21 protein-coding genes and 1 riboswitch are annotated in these 25,533 nt (G+C 47.9%); of the genes, 15 read left to right on the forward strand and 6 right to left on the reverse strand.

The features are described from left to right. The first annotated feature begins 587 nt into the window (after positions 1-587). The 5 genes from AC58VC_RS12055 to AC58VC_RS12075 all read left to right on the forward strand — a co-directional run bounded on the left by AC58VC_RS12055 (position 588) and on the right by AC58VC_RS12075 (position 9,689). Positions 588-1,352 (forward strand): C40 family peptidase, encoded by a 765-nt coding sequence (locus AC58VC_RS12055; protein WP_497369032.1) that lies wholly within the window; start codon positions 588-590, stop codon positions 1,350-1,352. 113 nt (positions 1,353-1,465) lie between these two features. After that, the gene (locus AC58VC_RS12060; RefSeq protein ID WP_497369033.1) at positions 1,466-3,520 is read left to right on the forward strand and encodes a molybdopterin-containing oxidoreductase family protein; all 2,055 of its coding nucleotides are present in this window, start codon (positions 1,466-1,468) and stop codon (positions 3,518-3,520) included. A 52-nt stretch (positions 3,521-3,572) separates the two neighbouring features. Then, on the forward strand, positions 3,573-3,815 hold the full coding sequence (locus AC58VC_RS12065) for a hypothetical protein (RefSeq protein ID WP_497369034.1): 243 nt from the start codon (positions 3,573-3,575) through the stop codon (positions 3,813-3,815). 177 nt (positions 3,816-3,992) lie between these two features. After that, the gene (locus tag AC58VC_RS12070) at positions 3,993-8,000 is read left to right on the forward strand and encodes an S-layer homology domain-containing protein (protein WP_497369035.1); all 4,008 of its coding nucleotides are present in this window, start codon (positions 3,993-3,995) and stop codon (positions 7,998-8,000) included. A 441-nt stretch (positions 8,001-8,441) separates the two neighbouring features. After that, complete coding sequence (locus tag AC58VC_RS12075) at positions 8,442-9,689, forward strand: ATP-binding protein (RefSeq protein ID WP_497369036.1); 1,248 nt, start codon at positions 8,442-8,444, stop codon at positions 9,687-9,689. Here AC58VC_RS12075 and queF read toward each other — a convergent pair. Continuing rightward, the gene (gene queF / locus AC58VC_RS12080) at positions 9,686-10,186 is read right to left on the reverse strand and encodes a preQ(1) synthase (protein ID WP_145666901.1); all 501 of its coding nucleotides are present in this window, start codon (positions 10,184-10,186) and stop codon (positions 9,686-9,688) included. The two genes, AC58VC_RS12075 and queF, sit on opposite strands and share 4 nt — an antisense overlap. A gap of 10 nt (positions 10,187-10,196) precedes the next feature. Continuing rightward, positions 10,197-10,241, reverse strand: a riboswitch (PreQ1 riboswitch). Positions 10,242-10,391: 150 nt separating this feature from the next. Between queF and AC58VC_RS12085 the strand changes: the two genes are divergently transcribed. After that, a complete protein-coding gene (locus AC58VC_RS12085) occupies positions 10,392-11,336 on the forward strand; it encodes a thymidylate synthase (RefSeq protein ID WP_497369037.1) in 945 nt (314 codons plus the stop codon). 29 nt (positions 11,337-11,365) lie between these two features. Further along, a complete protein-coding gene (locus AC58VC_RS12090; RefSeq protein ID WP_497369038.1) occupies positions 11,366-11,854 on the forward strand; it encodes a dihydrofolate reductase in 489 nt (162 codons plus the stop codon). A 62-nt stretch (positions 11,855-11,916) separates the two neighbouring features. Here AC58VC_RS12090 and AC58VC_RS12095 read toward each other — a convergent pair whose 3' ends face one another. From AC58VC_RS12095 to AC58VC_RS12105, 3 genes are all read right to left on the reverse strand, one after another. Then, positions 11,917-12,543, reverse strand: a complete 627-nt coding sequence (locus AC58VC_RS12095) for a YcnI family copper-binding membrane protein (protein WP_497369039.1) — start codon at positions 12,541-12,543, stop codon at positions 11,917-11,919. Positions 12,544-12,639: 96 nt separating this feature from the next. Beyond that, complete coding sequence (locus AC58VC_RS12100; protein ID WP_497369040.1) at positions 12,640-13,311, reverse strand: response regulator; 672 nt, start codon at positions 13,309-13,311, stop codon at positions 12,640-12,642. A gap of 2 nt (positions 13,312-13,313) precedes the next feature. Continuing rightward, a complete protein-coding gene (locus tag AC58VC_RS12105) occupies positions 13,314-14,150 on the reverse strand; it encodes a sensor histidine kinase (protein WP_497369041.1) in 837 nt (278 codons plus the stop codon). A 170-nt stretch (positions 14,151-14,320) separates the two neighbouring features. Between AC58VC_RS12105 and AC58VC_RS12110 the strand changes: the two genes are divergently transcribed. The 3 genes from AC58VC_RS12110 (at position 14,321) to phnE (ending at position 17,867) form a co-directional block, all read left to right on the forward strand. Then, positions 14,321-15,346, forward strand: a complete 1,026-nt coding sequence (locus AC58VC_RS12110; protein ID WP_497369042.1) for a HoxN/HupN/NixA family nickel/cobalt transporter — start codon at positions 14,321-14,323, stop codon at positions 15,344-15,346. Positions 15,347-15,522: 176 nt separating this feature from the next. Beyond that, positions 15,523-16,296, forward strand: coding sequence for a phosphonate ABC transporter ATP-binding protein (phnC, locus tag AC58VC_RS12115; protein WP_497369043.1), 774 nt, complete (start codon positions 15,523-15,525; stop codon positions 16,294-16,296). Continuing rightward, entirely contained in the window at positions 16,293-17,867 is a 1,575-nt protein-coding gene (phnE, locus tag AC58VC_RS12120; protein WP_497369044.1) for a phosphonate ABC transporter, permease protein PhnE, read from the forward strand. Before phnC ends, phnE begins: the two co-directional genes overlap by 4 nt. 58 nt (positions 17,868-17,925) lie before the next feature. Here the strand turns inward: phnE and AC58VC_RS12125 are convergent, their stop codons facing one another. Continuing rightward, entirely contained in the window at positions 17,926-18,174 is a 249-nt protein-coding gene (locus tag AC58VC_RS12125; protein ID WP_497369045.1) for a hypothetical protein, read from the reverse strand. A 258-nt stretch (positions 18,175-18,432) separates the two neighbouring features. After that, positions 18,433-19,419: a phosphate/phosphite/phosphonate ABC transporter substrate-binding protein gene (locus AC58VC_RS12130; protein WP_497369046.1), complete on the reverse strand. Its 987-nt coding sequence runs from the start codon at positions 19,417-19,419 to the stop codon at positions 18,433-18,435. 116 nt (positions 19,420-19,535) lie between these two features. Between AC58VC_RS12130 and AC58VC_RS12135 the strand changes: the two genes are divergently transcribed. From AC58VC_RS12135 to AC58VC_RS12155, 5 genes are all read left to right on the forward strand, one after another. Continuing rightward, entirely contained in the window at positions 19,536-21,179 is a 1,644-nt protein-coding gene (locus AC58VC_RS12135; protein ID WP_497369047.1) for a bifunctional metallophosphatase/5'-nucleotidase, read from the forward strand. A 229-nt stretch (positions 21,180-21,408) separates the two neighbouring features. Next, complete coding sequence (locus AC58VC_RS12140; protein WP_497369048.1) at positions 21,409-22,212, forward strand: alpha/beta hydrolase; 804 nt, start codon at positions 21,409-21,411, stop codon at positions 22,210-22,212. Then, positions 22,209-22,997, forward strand: coding sequence for a 5-oxoprolinase subunit PxpB (pxpB, locus tag AC58VC_RS12145; RefSeq protein WP_497369049.1), 789 nt, complete (start codon positions 22,209-22,211; stop codon positions 22,995-22,997). Before AC58VC_RS12140 ends, pxpB begins: the two co-directional genes overlap by 4 nt. Next, the gene (locus AC58VC_RS12150) at positions 22,987-23,973 is read left to right on the forward strand and encodes a 5-oxoprolinase subunit C family protein (RefSeq protein WP_497369050.1); all 987 of its coding nucleotides are present in this window, start codon (positions 22,987-22,989) and stop codon (positions 23,971-23,973) included. Before pxpB ends, AC58VC_RS12150 begins: the two co-directional genes overlap by 11 nt. A gap of 273 nt (positions 23,974-24,246) precedes the next feature. After that, entirely contained in the window at positions 24,247-25,008 is a 762-nt protein-coding gene (locus AC58VC_RS12155; protein ID WP_497369051.1) for a LamB/YcsF family protein, read from the forward strand. Positions 25,009-25,533: the final 525 nt, after the last annotated feature.

A 25,533-nucleotide genomic window follows, 5' to 3' on the forward strand; every position in this document is an offset into this window, starting at 1 on the left:
TGCTCAACGCGGGAAACTCCCGCTGTAACGCTGAAAAACAAGCTTAACGATCGCGGGAAGTGCTCCCGCACCCCCGAAACCCTGCTGTAACGATGTTTTCCATCGCTAACGTATGCTCAACGCGGGAAACTCCCGCTGTAACGCTGAAAAACAAGCTTAACGATCGCGGGAAGTGCTCCCGCACCCCCGAAACCCTGCTGTAACGATGTTTTCCATCGCTAACGCATGCTTATCACACTTCCCCTGGCTCCTCAGCGCCCCGGAATCCCTGCTCTGCCACTGCACATCACTCTCCTATAGCAAAATCGGCTTAGGTTGCACTTTATACAACCATTTACCCTAAGTCTCAAGCCTAGAGTCAGCTACATTGCAATTTATGCAACCATTTGCCCCCGAAAGCTGCTGTTTCAGCACAAACCAAGCAATCTCATTGTATTTTGTACAATGTAAAGCCCTCATTACCCCAAAAACCATCCATAATGTTGTACAGAATACAACATCACATACGGGATCCCCGGCCCACGCCGCCGGTTTATTTCCCCGAAAATTTGGCATCCTAACAGCATCACATGCCGAGGAGTTTGATCATGCGCATATTTGCAATGAGCATCGTGTTAGCCTCTGCGCTCACACTGAATGGATGCTCCCACCCATCAAAGATGAAACAGCTCAGCACGGGCGAGCAGGTGCAACTGACCCCTGAGCGGGAGACGGATAATCGGATGTCGGACTGGAATCTAACTAGCAGCGATGCAGAGCTATATATCGGAGATTTGGGTGTGGAGCAGCTCTATGCCTCAAATCAAGTAAAGAGCTTGGCTGCTGACAGTAAGAAGCAGGCGCTTCTGCCAAACGGTTTCCCTTTGATCCAAGCTTTCCCTAGGCCTGGCATCGTCCCGAAAAAAGGAGGCTACGTCGAGAACGTAATCCAGACAGCCAAGAGCTATCTCGGAACTCCCTACGTATATGGGTCGGACCGATTGGACCCCAAATCTTTTGACTGCTCGGATTTCACTCGTTGGGTGTATCTGACTGCGCTCGGGATGGATCTACCATGGGATGCGAAAAACCAGGCTGCATACGTCGAGGCCCTATCCAAACGGAAATACACCGATCTTAAGCAGGCAAAACGCGGTGATTTACTATTTTTCACGAGCTTCATGGGCAATCGGCCTTCCGATTATGCCAATCTCGCTCCCTCTCAGAAGCCGATCAGTCATATGGGTATTTATTTAGGCGATGGTAAAATCATTCATTCTGCTTCCAAAAAGACAGGCGGCGTACGGATCGACCATATGTTATTTAAGCATCTGCAGTATCGTTTTGTTCTAGGGGGCTCAGTCCTAGACTAAAAGTAATGACCCACTAGGCCATGTAGTGGGTCATTTTCATGTGCAAATGTTTCCCTTCCTCTTAATTCGTTATATAGTAAAGAAGTTGAAGTGATGGAAGGGAGTAATAGCAGATGCATTCGTCAATGATTGAGCAGGAAAATGGTATTTTTCCAGCTGTATGCTCACTGGATTGTCCAGATCAATGCGGATTGCTGCTTCATAAGGAAGCTGGCAAGATCGTTAAAATAGAGGGAGACCCCAACCACCCGGTGACACAAGGGGCAATATGCAATAAAGTTCGCAACATGACGGCACGTCTTTATGATGATAAAAGGCTGCAGTACCCTATGAAGCGCGTAGGCCCAAAAGGCGAGGGCAGCCGCTTTGAAAGAATTTCCTGGAAGGAAGCGATTGAAACCATCACTACCCGCTGGAAAAAGCAGATCGCAGAGGAAGGCCCCGAGTCCATTCTGCCCTACAGCTTTTATGGCAATATGGGGCGGATTGGAACCGAGGGGATGGATCGCCGGTTTTTTAACCGGATGGGTGCAAGCCGCTTACTGTACTCGATTTGCGAATCCGCAGGAACAGAAGGCTATAAATATACGATGGGCGGCAGCTTTGGAACCGATCCGGAGGATACGGTGCACGCTAAGCTCATCATTATGTGGGGGATCAATGCTGTCAGCACCAATATGCATCAGGTAATGCTGGCTGAGAAGGCACGCAAAAACGGGGCGCAAATCGTCGTCATCGACGCTCACAAGAACCAAACCGGCCGCTGGGCAGATTGGTTTATTCCGATTATGCCTGGAACGGATGCCGCGTTGGCGCTGGGGATCATGCATATTTTGTTCGCCGAGGATAGCGTAAATGAAGCTTTTTTAAGGCAATATACAGTTGGCCATGAGGAACTGAGGGAGCATGTACGGCAGTATGAACCTTCTGTGGTATCTGCCATAACGGGAGTTCCGATCGAAGACCTCTACCGCTTAGCTAGATTATATGGTCAAACTTCGCCTTCTTTTATTCGCATCGGTAACGGGATTCAGCATCATGATAATGGCGGGATGTGCGTGAGGACCATTGCCTGCTTGCCGGCATTAACGGGGCAGTGGCTGCAGCGTGGAGGCGGCGCTATTAAAGGGAATGGCGCTTATTTGGAGCACAATATTCAGGCCTTGCAGCGACCTGATCTAAGGGTGAAAGAGGCGCGGCAGATTAATATGAACTTGCTTGGCAGCGTTTTGCTAGAGCTGGATCCGCCAATTCGTTCGCTGTACGTATACAATTCTAATCCAGCGTTAGTTGCCCCTCATGCTAATAAAGTGAGAGAAGGGCTTCGGCGCGAAAATTTGTTTACGGTTGTGCATGATCTGTTTTTGACCGAGACGGCGAAGTATGCGGATATCGTGCTCCCGGCTACTTCATCTTTTGAGAATACGGACTTTTACCGTTCCTATTGGCATCAATATGTGCATCTTCAGCTTCCAGTTGCGCGGCCTTATGGCGAGAGCAAAGCGAACGTCGATGTGTTTCGCCTGCTTGCAGCAGGGATGGGCTATGAGGATGAGGCTTTGCAGGATACGGATGAAGATTTGGTGCGCCAAGCCTTGAATCATCCTGGAAATCCGGCCTTAGCGAATATTACTTATGATAACCTGCTGGAGAAGCAGTTCATGAAAGCGGAAGTGAAGCCGCTGTTTCCAGGGGAATTACGGACGCCGAGCGGTAAAATCGAACTTTTCTCACGTGAGATGGAGGAGAAAGGGTATCCGGCTTTGCCGACGTACATTCCGCTTCCTGAGGAAGGCGATTTGCCGTTCCTGTTCATTCCGGCGCCAAATCACAACTTCCTGAACTCGACGTTTGCTCATAATGAGAAGCATGTCCGTATGGAAAAAACGCCGAAGCTGCACATGAATGAAGCAGATGCTGCCTCATTAGGGGTAGCGAGTGGCGAGAAGGTTCGTGTGTGGAATGCACGTGGTGAATGTGAGTTAACCGTAGCGGCGGGCTCGGATGTGCTGCCAGGTGTTGTCGTGAGCCAAGGACTCTGGGCGGATTCGACAGTTAGCGGCAGCAAAGCTTTGGTTAATGCGCTTACGCCAGATCGTGTGGCAGATATGGGCGGAGGGGCAACCTTTTTCTCTGGTCGTGTGCATGTAGCAAAGCTGGGGGAGTGAGCCGAACGCATGGGCGCCTCCCCGCATAAGGTAATGCAGGAGGTGATGGCCTATGTCATTACAGCAAAAAGCATATGCTTGGATAGGCAGTCCAGTAGGTGTATCCCTAATGGACGGTACGGGAACTTCGGGAATTCTGTGTAGTGTGCAAGGCGGGTCGATTTACCTGATCGAATACCTATACCATAAGCAATTTGCTACCAAGCATTATGCCTTCAATCAAATTCGGGATATCTATCCTTTCCCGCAATGCCCGCAGCCGCAAGTGCTGTACCAAGCGAAGCCGATATATTAGTTTGTGAGGAAGTCGTCCCTGAGGGGGCGGTTTTTTTTGTCCAAACCAATAATATCCCTCCAACACCTAAATAAATGACAATGAAAGTTGCCCAAAAGGGGGTAATATGATTGAATCGCAGCTAATTGTATACGCTTACAAAAGTGCGAGACTAAACTGAATAAGGAGCATCGCTACATGAAAATTCACTTTTTACAAAAAAGACTAGCTTTGTTGTTACTGTTCTCAATGGTCTTTTCGCTACTCCTTGTTCCTGCGGCAGGCAGGGCAGCGGATGTTGAAGTAGATGTTGCTGCTCTTCCAACCAGCGCAGATGCTGCTATCGTGACAGATAGCTCCAAGCCTGAGGTGGCGGATACGAACTACGACAACAGAACGAATTTGGGGAGTTCGACGCTAGGATTATACAGTCTTTCAACCAGCAGCTCGAAAAAAACAGAAGTCTACTTCAAGTTTGATGTGTCTACCGTCTCTAATAGTACATACAAATATTATTTACAAGTGTCTGCTAAAAAAGGCAGCAGCGACATCGACACCGGCCTTCAGGTGTATGGTCTACTGAATCATTCATGGCAAGAATCAACAATAACCTGGAATACGGCCCCTCAGACAGATTTGTCTGCGATGAATCCATTAGGACAATTTATCGTGAATCAGGCCAATGCAGGTAAGCCAATTCTATACACCGTAGACGTGACTGATTATGTAAGACAGCATCTCTCCGATCAGGCAGTCTCTTTCATCATTGCTTCAAATTCTACCAACTCCGTTAACGTATATTCAAAAGAGAACACTTCGGCCTCCAATCCTGAGCCGCAGCTCTTGGTTCGACGTGTCGTTCAGAGCGACAATACCCCTCCAACTTGGGGGCAAAACGCAGCACTAAAATCGATTAACTTAGGCATGGTTTTTGTGCAATTAACTTGGCCAGCAGCGATGGATGATAGTGCAGTATCCAATTATAAGCTCTATCAAAATGATGTACTGCTAAGCGACGTAAAAGGAAATACCTACACCGTACAAGGGTTAGCTCCCAATACGAGCGTTACTTATAGCGTCTACGCAGGAGATGCGGTCGGCAATTACTCGCTGACACCGCTGACTTATAATGTAACTACATTGTCCGCTCCAGTTACACCTCTGCAAGTCGTTGAAGTCAATGCGAGCAGCAGCGATGGTAACGTAGAAAGCAACACGCTCGATAACAACTTGTTCAGCCGCTGGTCAGCATCAGGTGATGGGCAATATGTCATGTTTGATTTGGGGCAACCGAAGAACATTGGCTACGTGGGCATTGCCTTTTATAAAGGAGATCTGCGTACGACGCTCATTGATATTCAAACATCAAACGATGCGCAAACCTGGACGAATGTTTTCACTGGAAACAGCCGTCCGAACATGGTAGATATGCAGGCTTTTGATATTCCGGATACGCAGGTGCGTTTCGTTCGAGTTATTGGACACGGCAACTCAGATGGCAGCACGTTCACAAGTTTAACGGAAGTCATGATATACCCACCGTTTCCTTCAGGTGACACGCCGGTAGCGATTGTTCCCAATATTACGCCAACAGCGCCGCCAGGGACTGTGCCTTTTACAAAGCCGGGCTTAACGAATCCAGATGGGTCTGAACACGCTGTACACACATCTAATCAGGTAACTGGCGCCACACTTAACGTGCTCGATTTTGGTGCAAACGCTGCGGATAATGCTCAAGATGACCGCATTGCGATCCAAAACGCGATAGATGCCGCAACAGCAGGCGACGAAGTGTTCATGCCTAATGGGGTTTATAATTTAATGTCTTCCCCAGATGGGTTTATCAATTTAAAGTTGAAGTCAGGCGTCAACCTGCGAGGTGAGAGCGAGTCGCAAACATTTTTGAAATCAAGCATTGATGATGTTAAAAATAGTTCTGTGCTGAAATCATCGAGTCAACATGATATTTTGGTTTCAAATCTGACCGTTACATCAACGTGGAATCGTACTTTTTCATTAGATCATGTTATGAACAATCCGGCTGCCGGAGGGCCAGACAGTATGATTGCAGTCGCCAATTATGGTGAGATTCCTTCCTATAACGTGACCATTGATCATGTCACTGTGGAGCGTTTTCGTCGTATGGCCATTCGGATCGAAAATAGTCATGATGTCGTTGTGCGCCATGCGACTTTCCGAAATGCTACTGACTTAGGCGGCGGCGGTGCTGGATATGGCACTTCCATTCAAGGGATGCCGAAGGTCGATAGGCTCGGTTTTGATAATGATACGTATTGGAACGTGGTTGAAAACTCCACTTTTGAAGGGCCGTATTTACGCCATGGCTCCCTCATTCAAAACGTAGCACACAACAACGAACTGCGAAATAATCATTATAAGAATACAAAGCTAGATGCGATTGATCTCCATGGTGAGTTGGAATATTTGAACGAAGTTTACGGCAATACGGTTGAGGATATTCTTACAGGCGGCGGCGTAGGACTTGGTAATACAGGCGGAACGGCGCCAAGCAATCATAGTAAAACAGGACCTCAAAACTACATTCATGACAATGTGATCCGCAATGCGCGTGAAGGAATTGTCGTAACAATGGGTACTCCGGATACATTGATTGAACATAACATCATTGAAAACACAACGACTGTAAACAATGGTGTGGGCATTAATATTTTAAATGGACCAGGGACACGCATCGTGAATAACATTATTCGCAATAACACAGCTTCCGGCTACTGGGGGATTTTGCTTGAACATGATAATGGGGATCAAAACGCAAGTAATGTTGGCGCTGGTGACCCTCAAAATGTACAGATCGTAGGCAATACCATCACTGGAAACACCAATGGGATTCAGCTTCAGAAAGGTACAAACATTTCCGTTACCAAAAATATTTTGGATAATATAGGAACTAATTATTTGAAAGCTAGTGGAGTAACGGCAACTGAAGTTTGGTTGGACGAAAATGACAGGGACGACACGTACAACCCCCCTGCCAGCTCGCCGTCAGGAGGTCCAATTGCACTACCGTCCGATAAACTAAGCACCAAAGTGGTGGAAGTAAACGGCAAAACAGTCGTTACAACAACGGTAGATTCACAGGCACTTGAGGCTATCACAAAAGCACAAGGCAGCGGACCTGTCACGCTTGTAGTAGAGACACCAAACAGCACGGAGCAGGTGCAGGTCAACTTGACTCGGTCAGCGTTGGATAAGCTGCTCGAAGTGCCAGCGGTGAGTATTGATACACACTTAGGCGGCATAAAGCTTCCTGTAAAGCAGCTAGTTTCATCGCAGCTCGCGACGCTTGAGGTTGCTATCACAACAAATGATTTCGCTTCTACTCAAGCTCAAGCAGCCGGAATCCAGGTTGTGGCTTCTATGGATTTTTCCATGAAGGCAGTTTCAAGTGATGGCAAATCAGTGGACATCACTGACTTCAATCAATTTGTGCCTTATACGCTGAAAGTTGAGAATGGAACGCTTACTGAGCGTAACTTGGCTGCCGTCAGGGTTGTCCAAGATACCATTGGCCATGTAAGCTATGAACCGGTTCCTTTTAACGTCAAAGCAGGAGAAGTTATCATTTATGGTCGTGCAAACGGCACGTTTATGCTAGTCGAGAACCAGTTTTCCTTTGGAGATACGGTCTCACACTGGGCGAAGGACAGCATTGAGCAGATGGCTAACAAATGGCTCGTTCAAGGCATTACCAAAGACGAATTCCGCCCGGATCAACCAGTTACCCGAGCAGAACTAGCGGCGATGATCGTACGGACACTTGGCATCAAGTCCTCAGCGGATGAAGCATCTTTTACAGATATGAACCAACAAGAATGGTATAACGATGCTGTGAACGCCGCAGTGAAAGCTGGAATTATTACAGGCTACGAGGATGGGACGTTCCGTCCGGAGCAAACAATTACCCGCCAAGAAATGGCGGTTATGATTAATCGTGCTTTAGCAGCAGCGGGGTATAACGAGCAAAAAGCACAAGGGGAAACGCCTTCCTACGATGATCAAAAACAAATTCAGCCATGGTCGCAAGAGGCGATCAATCATCTTGGGAAATTGAAGCTAATGGAAGGCACTAGCTCATCTACTTTTGACCCGGATAAAGAAGCTACGCGTGCGCAGAGCGCTGTTTTGCTGCTTCGGATGCTGCATGAATTGACTTTTACAAACTAGCATCTTCCTAACGGAATCCGCCACCAGTTTCGAGTATTTACAAATAAGCTATGACTTGAAGGCTTCGAAAGAGGTGCTTCCGTCATAGCTTTTTTCATATAAGCGATTTATAGTATTCGAGCTAAGCAGCGGGAACTACAGATCGCTATTTCAGAAAAAAGGCCCAATTTCCACTGTAAGCGGAACTACGTTCCGTTATTTTGCCAATTCCCGCTGAAAACGCGCCATGGAGGACAAGTAAGGTCCTGTAGTTCCGCTCAGAGAGGAAATAGCTCATTTTTCTCCGAATAGAGGACTCCAGTTCCTTTCGAGTCAAACCCGGATTCCAACTAGGTCATTGAAAATTCCAGATAAATCCAATGGTCAAAAAAGGGAATATCCTAGCGCTTGCAGAAGATACAAGGAGAGAGAAATTGAAAGGCCGTAAGTGTAGGAGGAGCTATGTTACTAGAGAAATTATTTCTGAACATCCTGATTGTCCTCGCTCCTGTTTTATTGCAGAGCGTTTTTGGTGAACGCTGGAGTTATGCGAAATCTCCCATTGCGATGGGTCTGTTGTATGGAGCCGCCTCCTCTCTTTGTCTGGTGTTTTCTTATGAAGATCTTAATTTGTTTTGGGATTTGCGCTACGTTCCTATGGTCATAGCAACTGTGTATATGGGGCGGAAGGCAGGCCTTATTAACTATGCGATGATTATTATGACGCGTACCTACCTTGGTGGCGATGCGCTTTTGTTTGGATATATCAGTATGACCATTGCGTTTTTGATTCCCTTTCTGGCTTCGTTCAAAGTCAACTCTCTGACAGGAAACTCGCGGATTAAGGCCACTATTTTGGTTGCCCTCGGTCCTCTGTTTGTCATGCTCACGATATTAGTATCCTACTCGCTGTTTTCCGGCGAACCCTTGAATTATAGAATGATTCCCGCAATCATTGCGTTCGGAATCCTCACTATTTTGGGAACCTGGTTCTCGACAATGCTACTGGAACTCAACGAAGAACATGCCAAAATGAAAGCGGAAATTCAGAAAGCCGAGAAAATGAAAACCTTAGGTGAGCTTGCTGCATCTATCGCCCATGAGGTTCGTAATCCGCTTACGGTTGTGAAAGGCTTTCTTCAACTCATGCGTCCGAGCGAGCTAGGTAAAAATCAACAGTACCTGACTATTGCCATGGAGGAGCTGGAGCGGGCAGAGACGATTATTAGTGATTATTTAAATTTCTCCAAGCCTAAATTAACGAAGTTGGAATCCTTTTCTTTTTCAGATGTGCTAAATAATATCCTGATTCTTCTGTCGCCGATGGCGATGAAAAATGGGGTAGAGCTTACCTGCCATGTCGACGAGCACATCTATATTCATTCCGATAGGGGGCAACTGCAGCAAGCCCTAGTGAATGTGATCAAAAATGCGATTGAGGCTACGCAGGTAAATGGCGAAGTGCAGGTTCGTTTGACGGGGTTAGCAGGCGAAGTGCAAATCAGAATTTGCGATAATGGCAAAGGAATGAGTAAAGAACAGCTATCCCGCATCGGCCATCTGTTTTACTCCACGAAGGATGTAGGGACGGGACTGGGGACAGCTGTTACCATCCGAATCATCGAAACGATGAACGGCAGAATTGTTTATGAAAGTGAAGAAGGCGTAGGCACGACAGTAACAATTACCTTACCTCTGCAGCAAAATTAACGATTATCGATTTTTTCGGGGTACATATCGTGATTCATCAACCGGTGCTCAGCCATCGCTTCAAATTTCGTGCCCGGCTGACCCCAATTACAATAAGGATCGATCGAAATGCCGCCGCGCGGAGTGAATTTCCCCCAAACCTCAATATAGCGGGGCTCCATAAGCTTGATTAAATCGTCCATGATAATGTTGACACAGTCCTCGTGGAAATCGCCGTGGTTACGGAAGCTGAACAGATACAGCTTGAGGGACTTGCTCTCTACCATTTTGATATTCGGAATATAGGAGATGTAGAGGGTGGCGAAATCCGGCTGTCCAGTGACGGGACACAGGCTCGTGAATTCAGGGAAATTGAATTTTACGAAATAATCCCTATTCGGATGTTTGTTATCAAATGCTTCTAGCAGCGTCGGATCATAGTTGAACACATATTTCGTTCCTTGATTTCCGAGTAAGGTGATCTCTTTTAAATCTTCATTGCTTCTACCTGTAGACATGATGAATCCTCATTTCATAGTTTTTTATAGAGGGAAGTTTGCGAACCTCTTTTATAGAAGCAAATAGTACCATATACGCCGCGAAAATGCATCTCTGGAAGGTTGGAATTTCGTGGAGAAGTTGCCCGCCCTTGTAGATACCACAGAAGAGGAATGGTAAAATACATAGATATGCCTTTTATTACGGGATGGAGGTTCGTTAGCTTTGAAAGCCTATCAGGAATTACTACAAGATATACTTGCAAATGGGACTAAAAAGGAAGATAGAACAGGGACGGGCACATTGTCCGTATTCGGGAGGCAAATGCGTTTCGACCTTGCGGAGGGATTCCCGCTCGTGACGACGAAAAGAGTGCCTTTTCGGTTAATCGCCAGTGAAATGCTATGGTTTATTAAAGGAGATACGAATATTCGTTATCTACTGCAGCATAACAACCATATTTGGAATGAATGGGCTTTTAAGAAGTGGGTGGAAAGCGCAGATTATACAGGACCGGATATGACCAATTTTGGTCTGCGATCTCAGCAGGATGAAGCATTCAAGGTGCAGTATGACGAGCAAATGGTGAGTTTCGTGGATAAAGTGCTGAATGATGAGTCGTTTGCGAAGCAATACGGCGAACTCGGAGATGTGTACGGTAAGCAGTGGAGAGATTGGACGACAACGCAGGGCGGTACAATTGATCAGCTCAAAGAGGTTATCCATATGATCAAAACGAACCCGGATTCCCGCAGGCTGATTGTCTCCGCGTGGAATCCTGAGGATGTGCCGAGCATGGCGCTACCGCCGTGTCACACGATGTTTCAGTTCTATGTAGCAGATGGCAAGCTGAGCTGCCAACTGTATCAGCGCAGTGCAGACACGTTCCTGGGCGTCCCTTTTAACATTGCAGGTTACGCGCTGCTCACGCACCTTATCGCACAGGAGTGCGGACTAGGCGTTGGGGAGTTTGTCCACACAATGGGAGATGCTCATATCTACACGAATCATATCGACCAGATTCATACGCTGCTGAGCCGTGAACCGAAGGAATTGCCAACGCTTAAGCTGAATCTAAATGTCGCTTCGCTGTTCGATTTCGAGGTAAGCGATATTGAGTTGATTGGATACAATCCGCATCCAACGATCAAAGCGCCAGTAGCTGTATAGACGTGTTACGAAAGGAGCTTGCACCAACAATGAGTATTTCATTTATTTTTGCCATGGACCGCAACCGTGCCATTGGGGTGAACAATACATTACCATGGCATTTGCCAGGTGATCTGAAGTTTTTTAAAGCCGTGACGATGGGACACCCGATTCTGATGGGCCGCAAGACGTATGAATCCATCGGGAGGCCGTTGCCAGGCAGACGCAATATGATCCTTACGCAGAATACGGAGTTTGGGGCGGAGGGCTGCGAGGTCATACACTCGGTAGATGAAGCCGTTCAGGAATTCAGGGATCAAGAGCTTTTCGTCATCGGCGGCGCAGAAATATTTCGTCTGTTCGCCGAGAAGGTTGATCGGATGTACATAACGTTCATCGAGCATGAGTTTGAAGCGGACACGTACATGTCAGATCTGGACTTGTCCGAATGGACCTTGGTCTCAAGTGAACAAGGTGAGCGGAACGAGAAAAATCCGTACGAGTATTACTTCCGGATTTACCAAAGAAAACAAGCATAAGAAAGGCCCTGAGTTCAGCGTCAATTCTGACGGAGAACTCAGGGCCTTTTCTTATGGCTGTATTAGCGGCGTTTTCTTGTTAACGAAACGATCAAGGATAATGCACCGAGCACAACAGCTGCGATGGAGAGGTACAGCGGTGTCTTGGAGCTGGAACTGCCGCTTTCAGCAGCTTGGCCAGCAACGACATTTCCATGGCTGTCAGTAACAGTGCCAGCTTTGGCTTTCACCGTCGTAACAGAAGCAGGCTTGTCTGATCCATCTGCGCCGACCCATTCCACGACGCTGCCGTCTTTGTAGGTTTGGTAAGCTTTCCATACGATTTGCGTAGCGGCGTCTGCTACTTTACCCTGCATGTTGAACTCACCGAATTCAGTGCTCGCGAGTCCATCTCCGCTGGCTGTCCAGGTAACGCCAGTAATTTTACCAGCGGAATCTTTGGCAAGTTCGTACGTCCAGCCTGCTTTTGGCTCAAAACGGGAAACGGCAACGGAGTCCATCGGGAACTTCACTTCCACTTTCACCGTAGGAATATCTTTCTCGGAGGGAACACGAACCGTGAACTTCTCGTAGCTGCCCTGTGTAGCTTCTTTGGGATAAACCGTTACGTGAGCGCTTGCGACACCAGCTATTAGCAGCATGGAACCGATCAGCAGGATACTTGCGTTTAACATCAATTTTTTGAACATGGAACATTTTCCCCTTTCGAATCAACTCTTCTCATGTTGTCCATGTTACCTGTTTGGTAAGCGTCTGAGTATGACTCAAGTGGGCTATTTTTTCGACTAGTTTTGTCCTTTTCGTGTCAAGCCGTGTTTGATGGCGAATCCGGTTAGCTGAACTCGGTTCTCAAGTCCGAGCTTAACCAATATATTTTTCATATGATTTTTGACGGTATGCTCCGAAATCAGCAGCTTCTCAGCAATCTGCCGATTGTTGTCTCCCTGGGCGACATAGGCGGTAATTTCCTGCTCTCGCGAAGTTAGCATGCTGGGTGTTGGCCCTTCGGTTAAGTTCCCTACCGGTGCCCGAAACCGTTGGAAAAGCTTGTCCGCCATTCCCCGGGCGGCATCCGAATTGTCATCGAGCAGCGCTCGCAGGTAGGTAAGCCATTCGTCAGGATCCATATTTTTGAGCAAATAGCCTTGAGCTCCGAACTGTAATGCTGTGAAGAGGTCAGCAACATCATCAGAAACCGTAAGCATGACGATACGGATCGTTCCATAAGCTTGTTTGATTCGCCGTGTTGCTTCAAGTCCATCCATAGGAGACATATGAATATCCATTAATACCACATCGGGTGCGACTTCACCACACAGCACAATAGCATCTTCACCGCTGCTGGTTTCACCTACAATTTCAAAATCGGCCACAGGCTCCAGCATACTTCGGATCGCTTTTCGTGCCAAGGGATGATCATCTACAATGAGTACGCGGAATGGTTGCGTGGATGTCAAGGTCAGTTCCTCCTATCTGCGGCTTGTACGGTGAGCTCGGTTCCGGCTGTGTCTCCGCTTCCTGCTTCGGCTTGAGCTTCGCCAGCGCCTCTTGCTTTAAGTTCGAATGTGGCGCCTAACTCAGATGCTCGTTTCTGCATAAGCTCGATACCGTATTTCGTACCTATTGCTTCAGAATGCTGAAGTCCACGGCCGTTATCCGTAATGTGCAGCTTCCAAGCATCAGACTGGGCTTCCAGTAAGATCGCTGCCTCCGTTGCCATGGAGTGCTTGCGGATGTTTGTAAAGGCCTCCTGGATGATGCCAAAAAGCTGAACCTCCTCTGCAGGAGTGAAGCTATTCTCATCAATTTCAAGCTCCTCTTGCAGCTCAATGCCTGTAATCAAACGCCAGTCGTTCAGAAATTTATGGATACGCTGCTCAAGGCTAGTTCCTTCTTCAGGCGGTGTGCGTAGATTGAAAATCGCCTGCCGGAGCGAGTTATCGATTTCCGAAACGGCTGCTTTGGCCTCCTCCAAATCGCCTTGCTTCAGCTTGACGTTGAGGAAAAAAAGCGTCTGAGCGAGGTCGTCATGCAGCTCTCTAGCGAGGCGCTCGCGCTCTTCGTAGACGGCTCTACGGGCTTCGCCCATGGTAAGCTGCTCGTTGCTGCGTTCAATGCTTTGAAACATCCATGAGGCAAAGAGATACGAGAGCAGCAGCGTAATAACGGTAATGGAGAAGTTGCCGGCTTCCATCGTCAAGTAATTTAATAGGAATTCATGGCGTATATATTCAAAGCCGCCGATGATGACAACAGGTACGAAAATCGTAAAAAGTTTAAAAAGACGAAGAGACATCAGATCATTTACACTCCTTACATAGCTCATTATCTGGAACGGATACTATTATATCAAATAAATGTTAGATTTCTTCACAATAAATTAGTCAAAAGGCTTCTCAAGTCATGCACACGTGTGCTACATTATTAATAAATCGTAGCACGAATGGGAAGGTGTGTGTTTACCACATGTGGAAATCATTGCTGGAACAGCGAAAAAGCTGGGCCGGATACGTTGGCTTTATCTTGCTTCTTCATGTATTAGGACTGATTGGCCTTTATTCCGTAGCCAAATCGTCTCCTGCCTTTTGGGGGATCGGACTGCTTGCGTACACGCTAGGCATGCGGCATGCCTTTGACGTCGATCATATCGCGGCCATTGATAATACGGTCCGTAAGCTAGTTCAACAGAAACGCAACCCGCTCGGCGTAGGTTTTTATTTCTCACTGGGTCATTCTTCTGTCGTCTTCATTATGGCGATCGTGACCGCTTTTTCAGTGACTTGGGCGGAGCGGGAGCTTCCTTGGATGCAGCGTTTTGGAGGCGTCATTGGCGCTTCGGTATCTGGACTTTTCCTTGTTATCATTGGTGTTATTAATTTGATTATTCTAATAAGCCTCTATAAATTGTTCGTCAAATTTCGCGGCGGCAAGCAGGATGACAATGAGTTTGAAGAGCTTTTGCAATCCCGCGGTTTTATTGCCCGCATGATCAAACCGTTGTTCTCTTTCATCAGCAAAAGCTGGCATGTGTATCCGTTAGGTTTTCTCTTTGGGCTAGGCTTTGATACGGCTAGTGAAATTGCGTTATTAGCTATCTCTGCTCATGCGGCAAAAGATGCGATTCCGTTCATCGGCGTCATTTCACTTCCGCTGCTATTTGCAGCAGGCATGAGTCTATTTGACACAGCCGACGGGATGTTCATGACCAAAGCCTACAAGTGGGCTTTCCATACGCCTGTGCGCAAGCTTTATTACAATTTGACAGTAACCGCATTGGCCGTCATTGCCGCTTTAATTATCGGTGTCATTGAACTGGGGCAGGTACTCTCGGAAGAGTTCGGTATGCAAGGCACCTTCTGGACTTGGCTGCAGGACATTGATTTCGGCACTTTAGGTTTCATCCTCGTTGCTCTGTTTGTTATCGCGTGGATCGTCTCCATTGCGGTTTGGAAAGGAATGAAAATTGAGGAGCGCTGGCGTGCTAAAGTATAGGTGACAAGTAATTTTGACTAGCCTTGGAGTAAGTTCCGGGGCTGGTTTTTTTTGTATTGGTGAACAATGGAATATGAATATTTTCTAAAGGTAATCATAGAAAGAAGGATTTTGACGAAATTCGTTGAATTAGTTTGGTCTGATCTTTGATACCATTTAGAGAAAGTAGGACTTATATGATTGAGTTTAAACATATTTCCAAGGTGTATCCTAACGGAACTGTGGGTCTGAACGACATTAATTTGACTATTCATCCGGGAGAGTTCGTTGTCATCGTGGGTCTCTCTGGCGCAGGGAAATCGACGTTATTGCGTTCAATCAATCGCTTACATGAGACGACAGACGGAGAAATTTTGATAGATGGCAAATCGATCACCAAAGCCAATGGTGCTGAATTACGCCGGATGCGCAGAGATATCGGGATGATTTTCCAAACCTTCAATCTCGTTAAGCGTTCCACGGTGCTTCGCAACGTGTTATCTGGTCGCGTAGGCTATCATTCCACATTGCGTACTGTACTTGGATTATTTCCTAAACATGATATTGAGCTTTCCCTGAAAGCACTGGAAAGAGTGAATATTCGGGAGAAGGCTTATTCACGCGCTGATGAATTGTCCGGCGGTCAACAACAGCGTGTTTCCATCGCGAGGGCGCTTGCCCAAGAAGCCAAAATCATTTTGGCGGATGAGCCTGTAGCTTCCCTAGATCCTTTAACAACGAGACAGGTTATGGATGACCTGAAGCGCATTAATACAGAACTGGGTATCACAACGGTCGTTAACCTGCACTTTATTGATCTTGCTCGTGAATACGCGACGCGGATTATTGGACTTCGTGCTGGTAAAGTCGTATATGACGGACCCGTTGCTGAAGCGACAGATGATGTATTCTCCGAAATTTATGGCCGCGCCATTAAGAAAGATGAGCTTTTGGGGGTGCAGGAGGGATGAGTGTGACGTCTGTCAAAAGACCTCCTAAGACGAAGTTTTATCTCACGGCCATCATCATGGTGCTGTTCCTTATTGGGAGCATTTATCAGACGGATGCCACACTTTCGAAGCTGGTTACGGGAACGCCGGAAATTCTTAAATTCGTTGGCGAAATGTTTCCACCGGATTGGGCGTTCTTCGCTGATATTTGGAAACCGATGGCACAGACCATCCAAATGTCCATTATTGGTACAACCGTGGGAGCTCTTTTCGCTTACCCAATGGCGCTTCTTGCAGCACGTAACGTGACAACGACACCGTGGCTTTTCTATCCGGCTAGGCTGATCATGAACCTGCTTCGTACGATTCCGGATTTGCTGTATGCTGCACTGTTTGCTGTGTTAGTGGGTTTTGGCCCGACGGCAGGTACGCTTGCGCTGATTTTCTTCACGTTCGGTATTTTGTCTAAGCTTTCATACGAATCGACGGAAGCGATTGATCCAGGCCCTCTGGAAGCGATGACAGCTGTAGGTGCCAATAAGCTGAAGCTGATCCGTTTCGGTGTCCTTCCTCAGGTTGCACCTACGTACCTCGCTCATTTCCTGTATACGTTTGAAGTCAGCATCCGCGCGTCCGCCATTCTTGGTTTGGTTGGAGCCGGAGGTATCGGTTTGCTGCTCAAAAACACGCTGGATCTATTCCGCTACGATCAGTCCTGTGCGATTGTTATCTACACGTTGATTGTTGTTGTTATCATTGATCTAGTAAGTACTCGGTTCCGTTCCTACCTGCTCAAAGGCAGCGCGAAGCCAATGTCAGAATCTCGTGCTCTTACTTATAAAATTGTAGGATGGGCCGCTGTTATTGCTTTGTTCATCTGGTCGTTGACAGGTCTAGAGCTAACAGGATTCCAGCCAACGACTTGGATTTTGACAAAAGCGATGGTTTCCGGGTTGTTTCATCCGGATTGGGCGTATGTCTATATTCCGGAGGGGGAAGATTTACTACGTTCCTTGCTTGAAACGTTATCGATTTCCTACTTGGGTAACTTCGTTTCGGCCATTGTATGTTTGCCGTTTGCCTTCTGGGCTGCTGCGAATATGAGCCGTTTCCGCGCTGTTTCGGGAACAGGCAAGTTGTTCCTGAGTGTTGTTCGTACGATTCCTGAAATTATTATGGCTTTGATCTTTATCAAAGCTGTAGGACCTAATGCGTATGCCGGGGTAATGGCTTTAGGTTTGCACTCTGTTGGGATGCTCGGAAAGCTGTATGCCGAAGCCATTGAAAATATGGATATGGGACCTACAGAAGCGATGACCGCCGTTGGCGCCAATATTTGGCAGCGGATGGCCTTCGCCGTCATTCCTCAAGTTATTCCTGATTTCATCTCGTATACACTATATCGTTTCGAAATCAACGTTCGTTCAGCAACCCTGCTTGGAGTCATTGGTGCTGGGGGGATTGGTACGCCGCTGATTTTCGCACTTAATGCGAGACAGTGGCCGCGTGTGGGGATCATCCTCATCGGAATTATTATTACCGTCTCTATCATTGACTACATTTCAGGATCGCTTCGTAAACGCATCGTATAAAGCAACAGACGCCGCAGCTGCGGCGTCTGTTTGGTTATGTAGGTTTTATGTATGTCTATTACACTTGAGTTGAAAGTCTCTCACGGGTAACTAAACGAAGTGAACCGCGGCTAATTTTGGATAATGCTGTTGAGCTGCTGGTCGGCTCCAAGACTTCAATCTGTTCGATTAGCTCAAGAGGAATCATGATGTTTCTTATTTTCAAAAGTTGGAAGGCTGAATAGTAATTCGTAATAACTCCTCTAATCTCGTCATTGCCGCACCGGATGGAGACTTCATTTTTGCTGCTTATAAGCTTTTCGAACATTCCATTTTCACCCCACTATGATATATGACATGTCCAGGTAAACGTTCGTCATACAAAAGTAAAAAAAAATTTACCGGACGTGCCACATCCATAGTATGCAAGTGCAGAAATGCGTAGAATTGAAAAAGGGAAGCGGTCGTAAAAGATCTCAATACTTTAACGGGAGGATTTCCTGTTAATTTGAAAAAAAAGAGGCGCCCCTCCGTCATATGATGACTTATGGGACAGCCTCTATTTGTTTAGTTAAAAAGGGGAGGCTTATTTCAAGCCCATTTCTTTGTTCGCATCACGAACGATATTGAAATCTGAATCATTAGCAACAACATAACCTTTATGTGTGTAAACATCAAAAATTATTTTTTGACCTTCTGGATCACTGCCAAGTGCGAGGAAAGCGTCTTGGATTTTCTTTTTCCAAGCTGCATCCATATCGGAGCGAACAGCGATCGTATCGTTAGGGATTTTATCGGAGAAAGCTAGAACTTTCGTTTGTTTGAAAATGTCCGGGTAATCTTTGATCATGTTCGTACGAATATCTTGGAATACGCCAACAGCATCAACTTGGCCATTAAGAAGTGCGATAACCGCTTTGTCATGCCCTTGGAATTGTACACCTGTTACATCTTTCACTGGATCAACGCCAGCTTTTTTCAACAACAATCCTGGGTAAACATAACCAGCCGCGGATGTAACACCTTGCCAGCCCATTTTTTTGCCTTTCAAATCAGCAACGGATTTGATCGGGGAATCTGCTTTAACAAGGATTTCGGATTTATAGAAATTCACGAGTTCAGTCGTTGGTTGGCCTGTTGCATCGTCAACGCCGAAACGTGTCGCTTGTGCAAGCAGATCAGCCGCTTTGCGGTTATCGTGGGCAACTACATAGTTACTTGGAGGCAAGAAGCCAACGTCAACTTGTTTGGAAGCCATAGCTTCGATTACAACGTTATAGTCAGTTGAAACGGAAACTTTAACTGGGATACCCAGCTTGTCCCCAAGAAGTTTTTCAAGTGGTTTTGCTTTCGCTTCAAGCGTCTCAGCATTTTGGGAAGGAACGAATTGAACTTTAAGTTCTTTTGGAACAAAGCCCGTTGCTGCTGCTGGACTAGCTGAAGCTGCCGGAGAAGCAGTCGCTGCTGCACCAGCTGAAGCTGATGGAGCTGGTGTTTCTTTCTTTGCACAACCAGCAAGTAGACCCGTTGCAGCAACCATCATGGAAAGAGTGATAACTGTTAATTTTTTCATTTCTTTTTTGACCTCCGTTTAATTTAATTTGCTATTTATCTAAGATGTAATATAACATTAACATAAGGGATATGGAAGATAGTGTGAAGTATTTGTTAAACTGCCAATTGTTATGTATGTATTTACAAAATAAAAGTTGTGGAGTGGGGAACTTGACTCAACCTGGTAAGGTGCAGAAAAGTACAGTAACCATACTGGAAACAAGCGATTTACATGGCAATATGCTGCCTTTGCATTACGCGAATAATTTGCCCAATGAAGTAGGTTTAGCCAAGATAGCGGCATTGGTAGCAGATGAACGGAAAAAGGAATCCAATGTGATTGTAATCGACAACGGGGATCTTATCCAAGGCACTCCGCTCGCCTACCATCATGCTAGATTGGATAACGAATCAATGGACCCGATGGTGCTTGGACTCAATTATATCGGCTATGATGCTGCAGTAATCGGGAATCATGAGTTTAATTATGGTCTTGATGTGCTTGGTAAAGCGGTCAAGGAATCCGAGTTCCCGTGGTTGTGTGCAAGCATTGTTGATGCAGGAAGCGGAGAGCCGTTCTTAGGGAAGCCTTACATCGTCATGGAACTTCCGGAAGGTGCTCGTATCGGTATTTTGGGACTGACGACGCCTTATATTCCAAATTGGGAGAATCCTGCACACATCGCAGGTTTGCGGTTTGTGGATGCTGTACAAGCCGCTCGCAAATGGGTGAAAGTGCTTAAGGAAGAGGAGCATGCGGATGTCGTGGTGGTCTCTTATCATGGCGGTTTCGAGAGACATCTGGAGACAGGGGAACCGACAGAACCTTTGACAGGTGAAAATCAGGGCTATCAGCTTTGTATGGAAGTCGAAGGGGTAGATGTGCTCCTGACAGGGCACCAGCACCGGAGCATAGCAGGGCAAGCTGTCAATGGCGTCATCGTTGTTCAACCGGGAACGGCTGGTGTTACGCTTGGGAAAGTGAAGCTGGAGCTTTCGATGGTTGAGGGGAAGTGGCGGATCGACACGAAGACATCGGAGCTGCTATCGGTAACGGGAGTTGAAGCTGATAAGCAGCTCATAGAGCTTGTAAGTACACATGAAGCGAAAACCCAAAAGTGGCTGGATCAACCTATCGGCAAGCTCACGGGCGATATGCTGGTGAAAGACCCCATGCAGACACGCTTGAAAGACAGCGCACTGATCGAATTTATCAATCGGGTTCAGATGGAGCTATCCGGAGCGTCTATTTCGAATACGGCTTTGTTTGACAACGTATCGCCAGGCTTTCCTTCCGATATTACGATGAGAGACATCGTATCCAACTATATTTACCCGAACACTTTGAAAGTGATTCGAATTTCCGGGCAAGACATCAAGGACGCCTTGGAACAGTCAGCGGAATATTTTGAGTTGACATCCGGTGGTGAAGTTCAGGTGAGCAGCAAGTTTAGAGAGCCGAAGCCACAGCATTACAACTATGATATGTGGGAAGGCATTACGTATAAATTGAACATCTCCCGCCCGATTGGCGAGCGAGTCATCCAGCTGGGTTATGATGGTAAGCCGCTGGACCTTAACGCATCTTATGATGTAGTTATGAATAATTACAGGGCTGCGGGCGGAGGCAACTACGCCATGTTCCAGGATAAACCGGTTATCAAGGATATCCCGACGGATGTCGCGGAGCTGCTTGCCGGATATATTATGGAGCGAGGCACGATCGAAGCTAGTGTGAATGAGAATTGGGAAGTCATTTGGGATATTGAGCGGAAATGATAAGTGAAAGGCGGTGCAGGGATAATCCTGTACCGCCTTTTTTTGATTGATGAGTAGGTGGAATCGACAAACCTTGGAAATCAGCTGATTAGGCTCAAATAGAGCTCTGTAGTTCTCTTCGTAAGTGAGAATCGAGGTAGCGTCCTAATTTTTTGTAAAATCCTACCTATGCGAACTAGTGTGGATTCGATATGATTAGCGTAGCACATAAATGAAGGAGGGTTCTTGAGTGAACACCGCAACCACAATTGAATTATGGCCCGGAGCATCCAAGGATAGCATCGGTGAGGAAAACCAAGGATGTCCGAGCTTGACCTTGTATCCTGTAGCAAGCGAAGGCTTGAGCTCCGCCGTTATAGTATGTCCCGGAGGCGGCTACGGTAGGCGTGCGGCCCATGAAGGCGAACCCGTCGCAGAATGGCTCAATGGACTAGGAATTTCAGCCTTTGTTTTAAACTATCGGGTAGCTCCATATGAACATCCAGTTCCGCTCCAAGACGCCCAAAGAGCGATTCGAACAGTAAGACATCATGCGCAGCAATGGGGCATTGACTCGAATCGGCTAGGCATTCTCGGATTCTCCGCAGGAGGCCATCTCGCTTCCTCGGCGGGTACACTATTCGATGCTGGGAACCAAGATGCAGCAGATCCTATCGAAAGACAAAGCAGCCGTCCGGATGCTTTAATTCTCTGTTATCCAGTTATATCTCTGTACGAGTATGGACATATGGGTTCCAAACGAAATTTGTTAGGTGAGGCACCAGATGAGAAGCTGGTTAGCCTGTTATCCACGGAGAAACAAGTGTCGCCTGACACACCGCCGACTTTTCTCTGGCATACCGCAGACGATGCTGCCGTTCCTGTAGAGAACAGCTTGCTTTTTGCTGGGGCGCTTAGCCGTCATAAAGTGCCTTACGATCTACACGTATTTGAGAGTGGACGACATGGGATTGGCATGGCGAGTGATCACAGCGAAGCTTATATATGGCCAGAACTTTGTGCAAATTGGCTGAAAAAGATGAACTTTGCATGACAAAGCTCCATTACGAATGGCATCACCTTGGAGATTCGGCCATCGTACTTACGCTCGGCAGGAGCATTGAGCTGTCCACCCTTGATCTGGTAAGGCAAGTAACAGCCTATCTGGAGAAGCATCCTTTCGCAGGTTTTATCGAAATGGTGTCCGCATATACGACAATCACGATTTATTATGATCCCATCGCGGTTTATGAGCAATTTTCGGAAGCGGAGGTCCACCGTAAACATCAACATCCTGCTGGGGAGAACTATTTGCTTCCTTGTGACAAAGTTCTTCAACATATTGAACGGTGCTTGAATGGGTTTGAATTGGGGATTGAGAAACAGTCCCCAGAGACCGAGGAATATATAGAAATCCCCGTTTGTTATGGCGGGGAGTTTGGTCCTGATCTTGCGGATATAGCAGCTTATCATAGTCTGACGGCGGAAGAAATTGTTGCACGACATACGGCACAAATCTATCCGGTATATATGATTGGTTTTGCGCCTGGTTTCCCGTATTTGGGCGGGATGGATGAGCGGCTGACTACGCCAAGAAAAGCGGTGCCTCGGCCCCGTATTCCAGCCGGATCGGTAGGCATAGGCGGCGCGCAAACCGGCGTGTACCCGTTGGAAACACCAGGCGGGTGGAATTTGATCGGTCGGACGCCGCTTGCTTTATTTCAGCCGCAATCCGCTCCTCCGTCATTATTGCGGGTAGGAGATCGGGTGAAATTCATCTCCATCACGCCGGAGCAGTTCCATTTTACCGCTGAAAGGAATCAGGGATATGGGCTTTAAAATCATCAAGCCGGGAATGCTATCGATCCTGCAGGATCAAGGGCGTTATGGATACCGCAAATATGGCGTGATTGCCTCGGGTCCTATGGACTTTTTTGCCCACCAAGCTGCTAACATTCTTGTAGGAAATACGGCAGATGCTGCTGTATTAGAAATAACGCTGAACGGACCGAGTATGGTTGCGCAGCTGGATATGCTGATAGCCCTGTGTGGAGCTGATCTGGAGGCGGATGTGGAGGGTAGGAAAGTGCCATTATGGCGATCTTTTCTCATCCAAAAAGGGGAACAGCTGAACTTCCGCTATGCGCTGAAGGGCTGTAGAGCTTATTTAGCTGTGCATGGGGGTTTTGCGGCAAATGTCAGCATGGGCAGCGCAAGTACTTATCTGCGAGCAGGGATAGGCGGTTATGAAGGGAGGGCGCTTCAAGCGGGAGATGAACTGAAGCTGAGCAATGCTAGGAAAGTAGCAGCGAACATTAACATTCTGTCCCTCTCAGGCGTCGTTACTCCTTTTATTCGTCCGAGTTACGAAGATAATCCGGTTGTGGGTATTGTTTGGGGCAAGGAAGCTGACCATTTTGCGAAATCGGTCAAGGCGAAATTCCTGACTCGAAGCTTCACGGTCACCCCACAATCGGACCGAATGGGATATCGACTGGAAGGAAAGCCTCTTTCGTTGAAACGCGGCAACTCCCATGAGATGATTTCGGAAGCTGTTGTCCCAGGGACGATTCAGGTGCCGCCGAGCGGTCAGCCGATTCTGTTACTTTCTGATTGCCAGACAACAGGTGGTTATCCGCGAATTGCCCATGTCATCACGGCCCATCTGCCGCTAATCGCTCAAGTGAAGCCTGGGGGCAAGCTGCGTTTCCGTGAGGTAAGCCTTAGGGAGGCTCAGGAGCAGCTTTTGCTGCAGGCTATGGATATGCGGTTGCTGGAAGCTGGCGTGCAGGCTTGGTTTAGGGATCGTGGATGATTGGGTGAGGACATGAGAGTTGGGAGCGGAGAGTGGAGATCGGAGATCGGAGAGCAGAGAGCAAGAGCAAAGAGCAGGGAGTAAAAGAGCAGAGAGCAGAGAGTAAAAGAGCAGAGAGTAAAAGCAAAGTGCAAAGATTAGAGACTAGAGAACTGAGAGTGCAGAATAGAGAGTTGAGAGCTGAGAGCTGAGAACTGAGTGAGAAGTGAGAGGGACAGAAACCAAATAGCAGTAAGAGACAATTGGAGTTACGGAAGGTGATGGGGATTGAACATGCTGCGTATAGATTTGAATTGTGATATGGGCGAAGGCTTCGGCGCTTATCGCCTCGGTCGCGACGAGGAGCTGCTCGACTTCGTCAGCTCCGCCAACATCGCCTGCGGGTTCCACGCAGGCGATCCAGCCACCATGCGCAGCACTGTGCAGCTGTGCATGCGCAAAGGCGTTGCGATCGGGGCCCATCCGGGCCTCCCCGATCTGCAGGGCTTTGGCCGGCGCGAGATGGCCATCACGCCGGCCGAGGCTTACGAGCTGACGTTGTATCAGCTCGGGGCACTGCAGGCGTTCGTCCTCGCCGAAGGCGGGCGCCTGCAGCATGTCAAGCCGCATGGTGCGCTCTATCACATGGCGTCGAAGCGCCATGATCTCGCCGCCGCCATTGCGGCTGCGACACGCAGCGTCAGCGCGGAGCTGACGCTGTTGGGACCGCCCGGCAGCGAGCTGCTGCGGGCGGGTGCCGCCGTGGGGCTGCGAACCGCGAGCGAAGCTTTCGCGGACCGCACCTACCGGCGGGACGGCACGCTGACGCCCCGGGATCAGCCCGGGGCGCTGCTGGAGAGCGCCGCGGATGCAGCGGCGCAGGTCGTGCGCCTCGTCCGCGAGGGGAAGGTCCTCTCCCAGGAGGGAGAGGACCTGAGCATGCGCGCGGAGACGATCTGTATCCACGGCGATGGTGCTCACGCCGTGGAGTTTGCGCGCGATATCCGCGCGCTGCTGAACCACAGCGGCATCGCAGTTATGGCGCTGGGGCATTGACCCCAGCGCCCGGTGTCCACTTCCGGTGTTCGCTATCACTGTCCGCTATCACTGTCCGCTATCACTGTTCGCTTTCACTGTCCACTTCCAGTGTCCACTTCCACAGCACACAACGCTAACGGACTGAGGTGCCGCTATCTGCCCCTTCTAGGATGGAAATAGGATTTAACGGACTGAGGTGCCACTATCTGTCTGAAATGGCCTATTTCCCTCCCTGAAATCAACAGATAACGCCCATACAGTCCGTTATTCCCTTACTTGTGTTACTAAAAACCAACTTAACGGCTACTGAGTCCATTAGCGCCATCAACCGTTGGTATCACTGCCACTCCTAGCTCCCCCGACAACTCACATCTAGGAAAGAATCCTTATAACGATTCTTTCACTTGAGAATGGGCAACCATTATGAGTAAATAGAGAAGTAGCCGGCCAGCTAATAACTTCGGAAAGGAGTGATCAAGGTGATTACAACAAAAGCGGAGGTGATCTCTGCGTAAGCAGAGGTCATCGTTACAACCGGGAGCC

The sequence above is a fragment of the Paenibacillus sp. J22R67 genome (assembly GCF_059692175.1).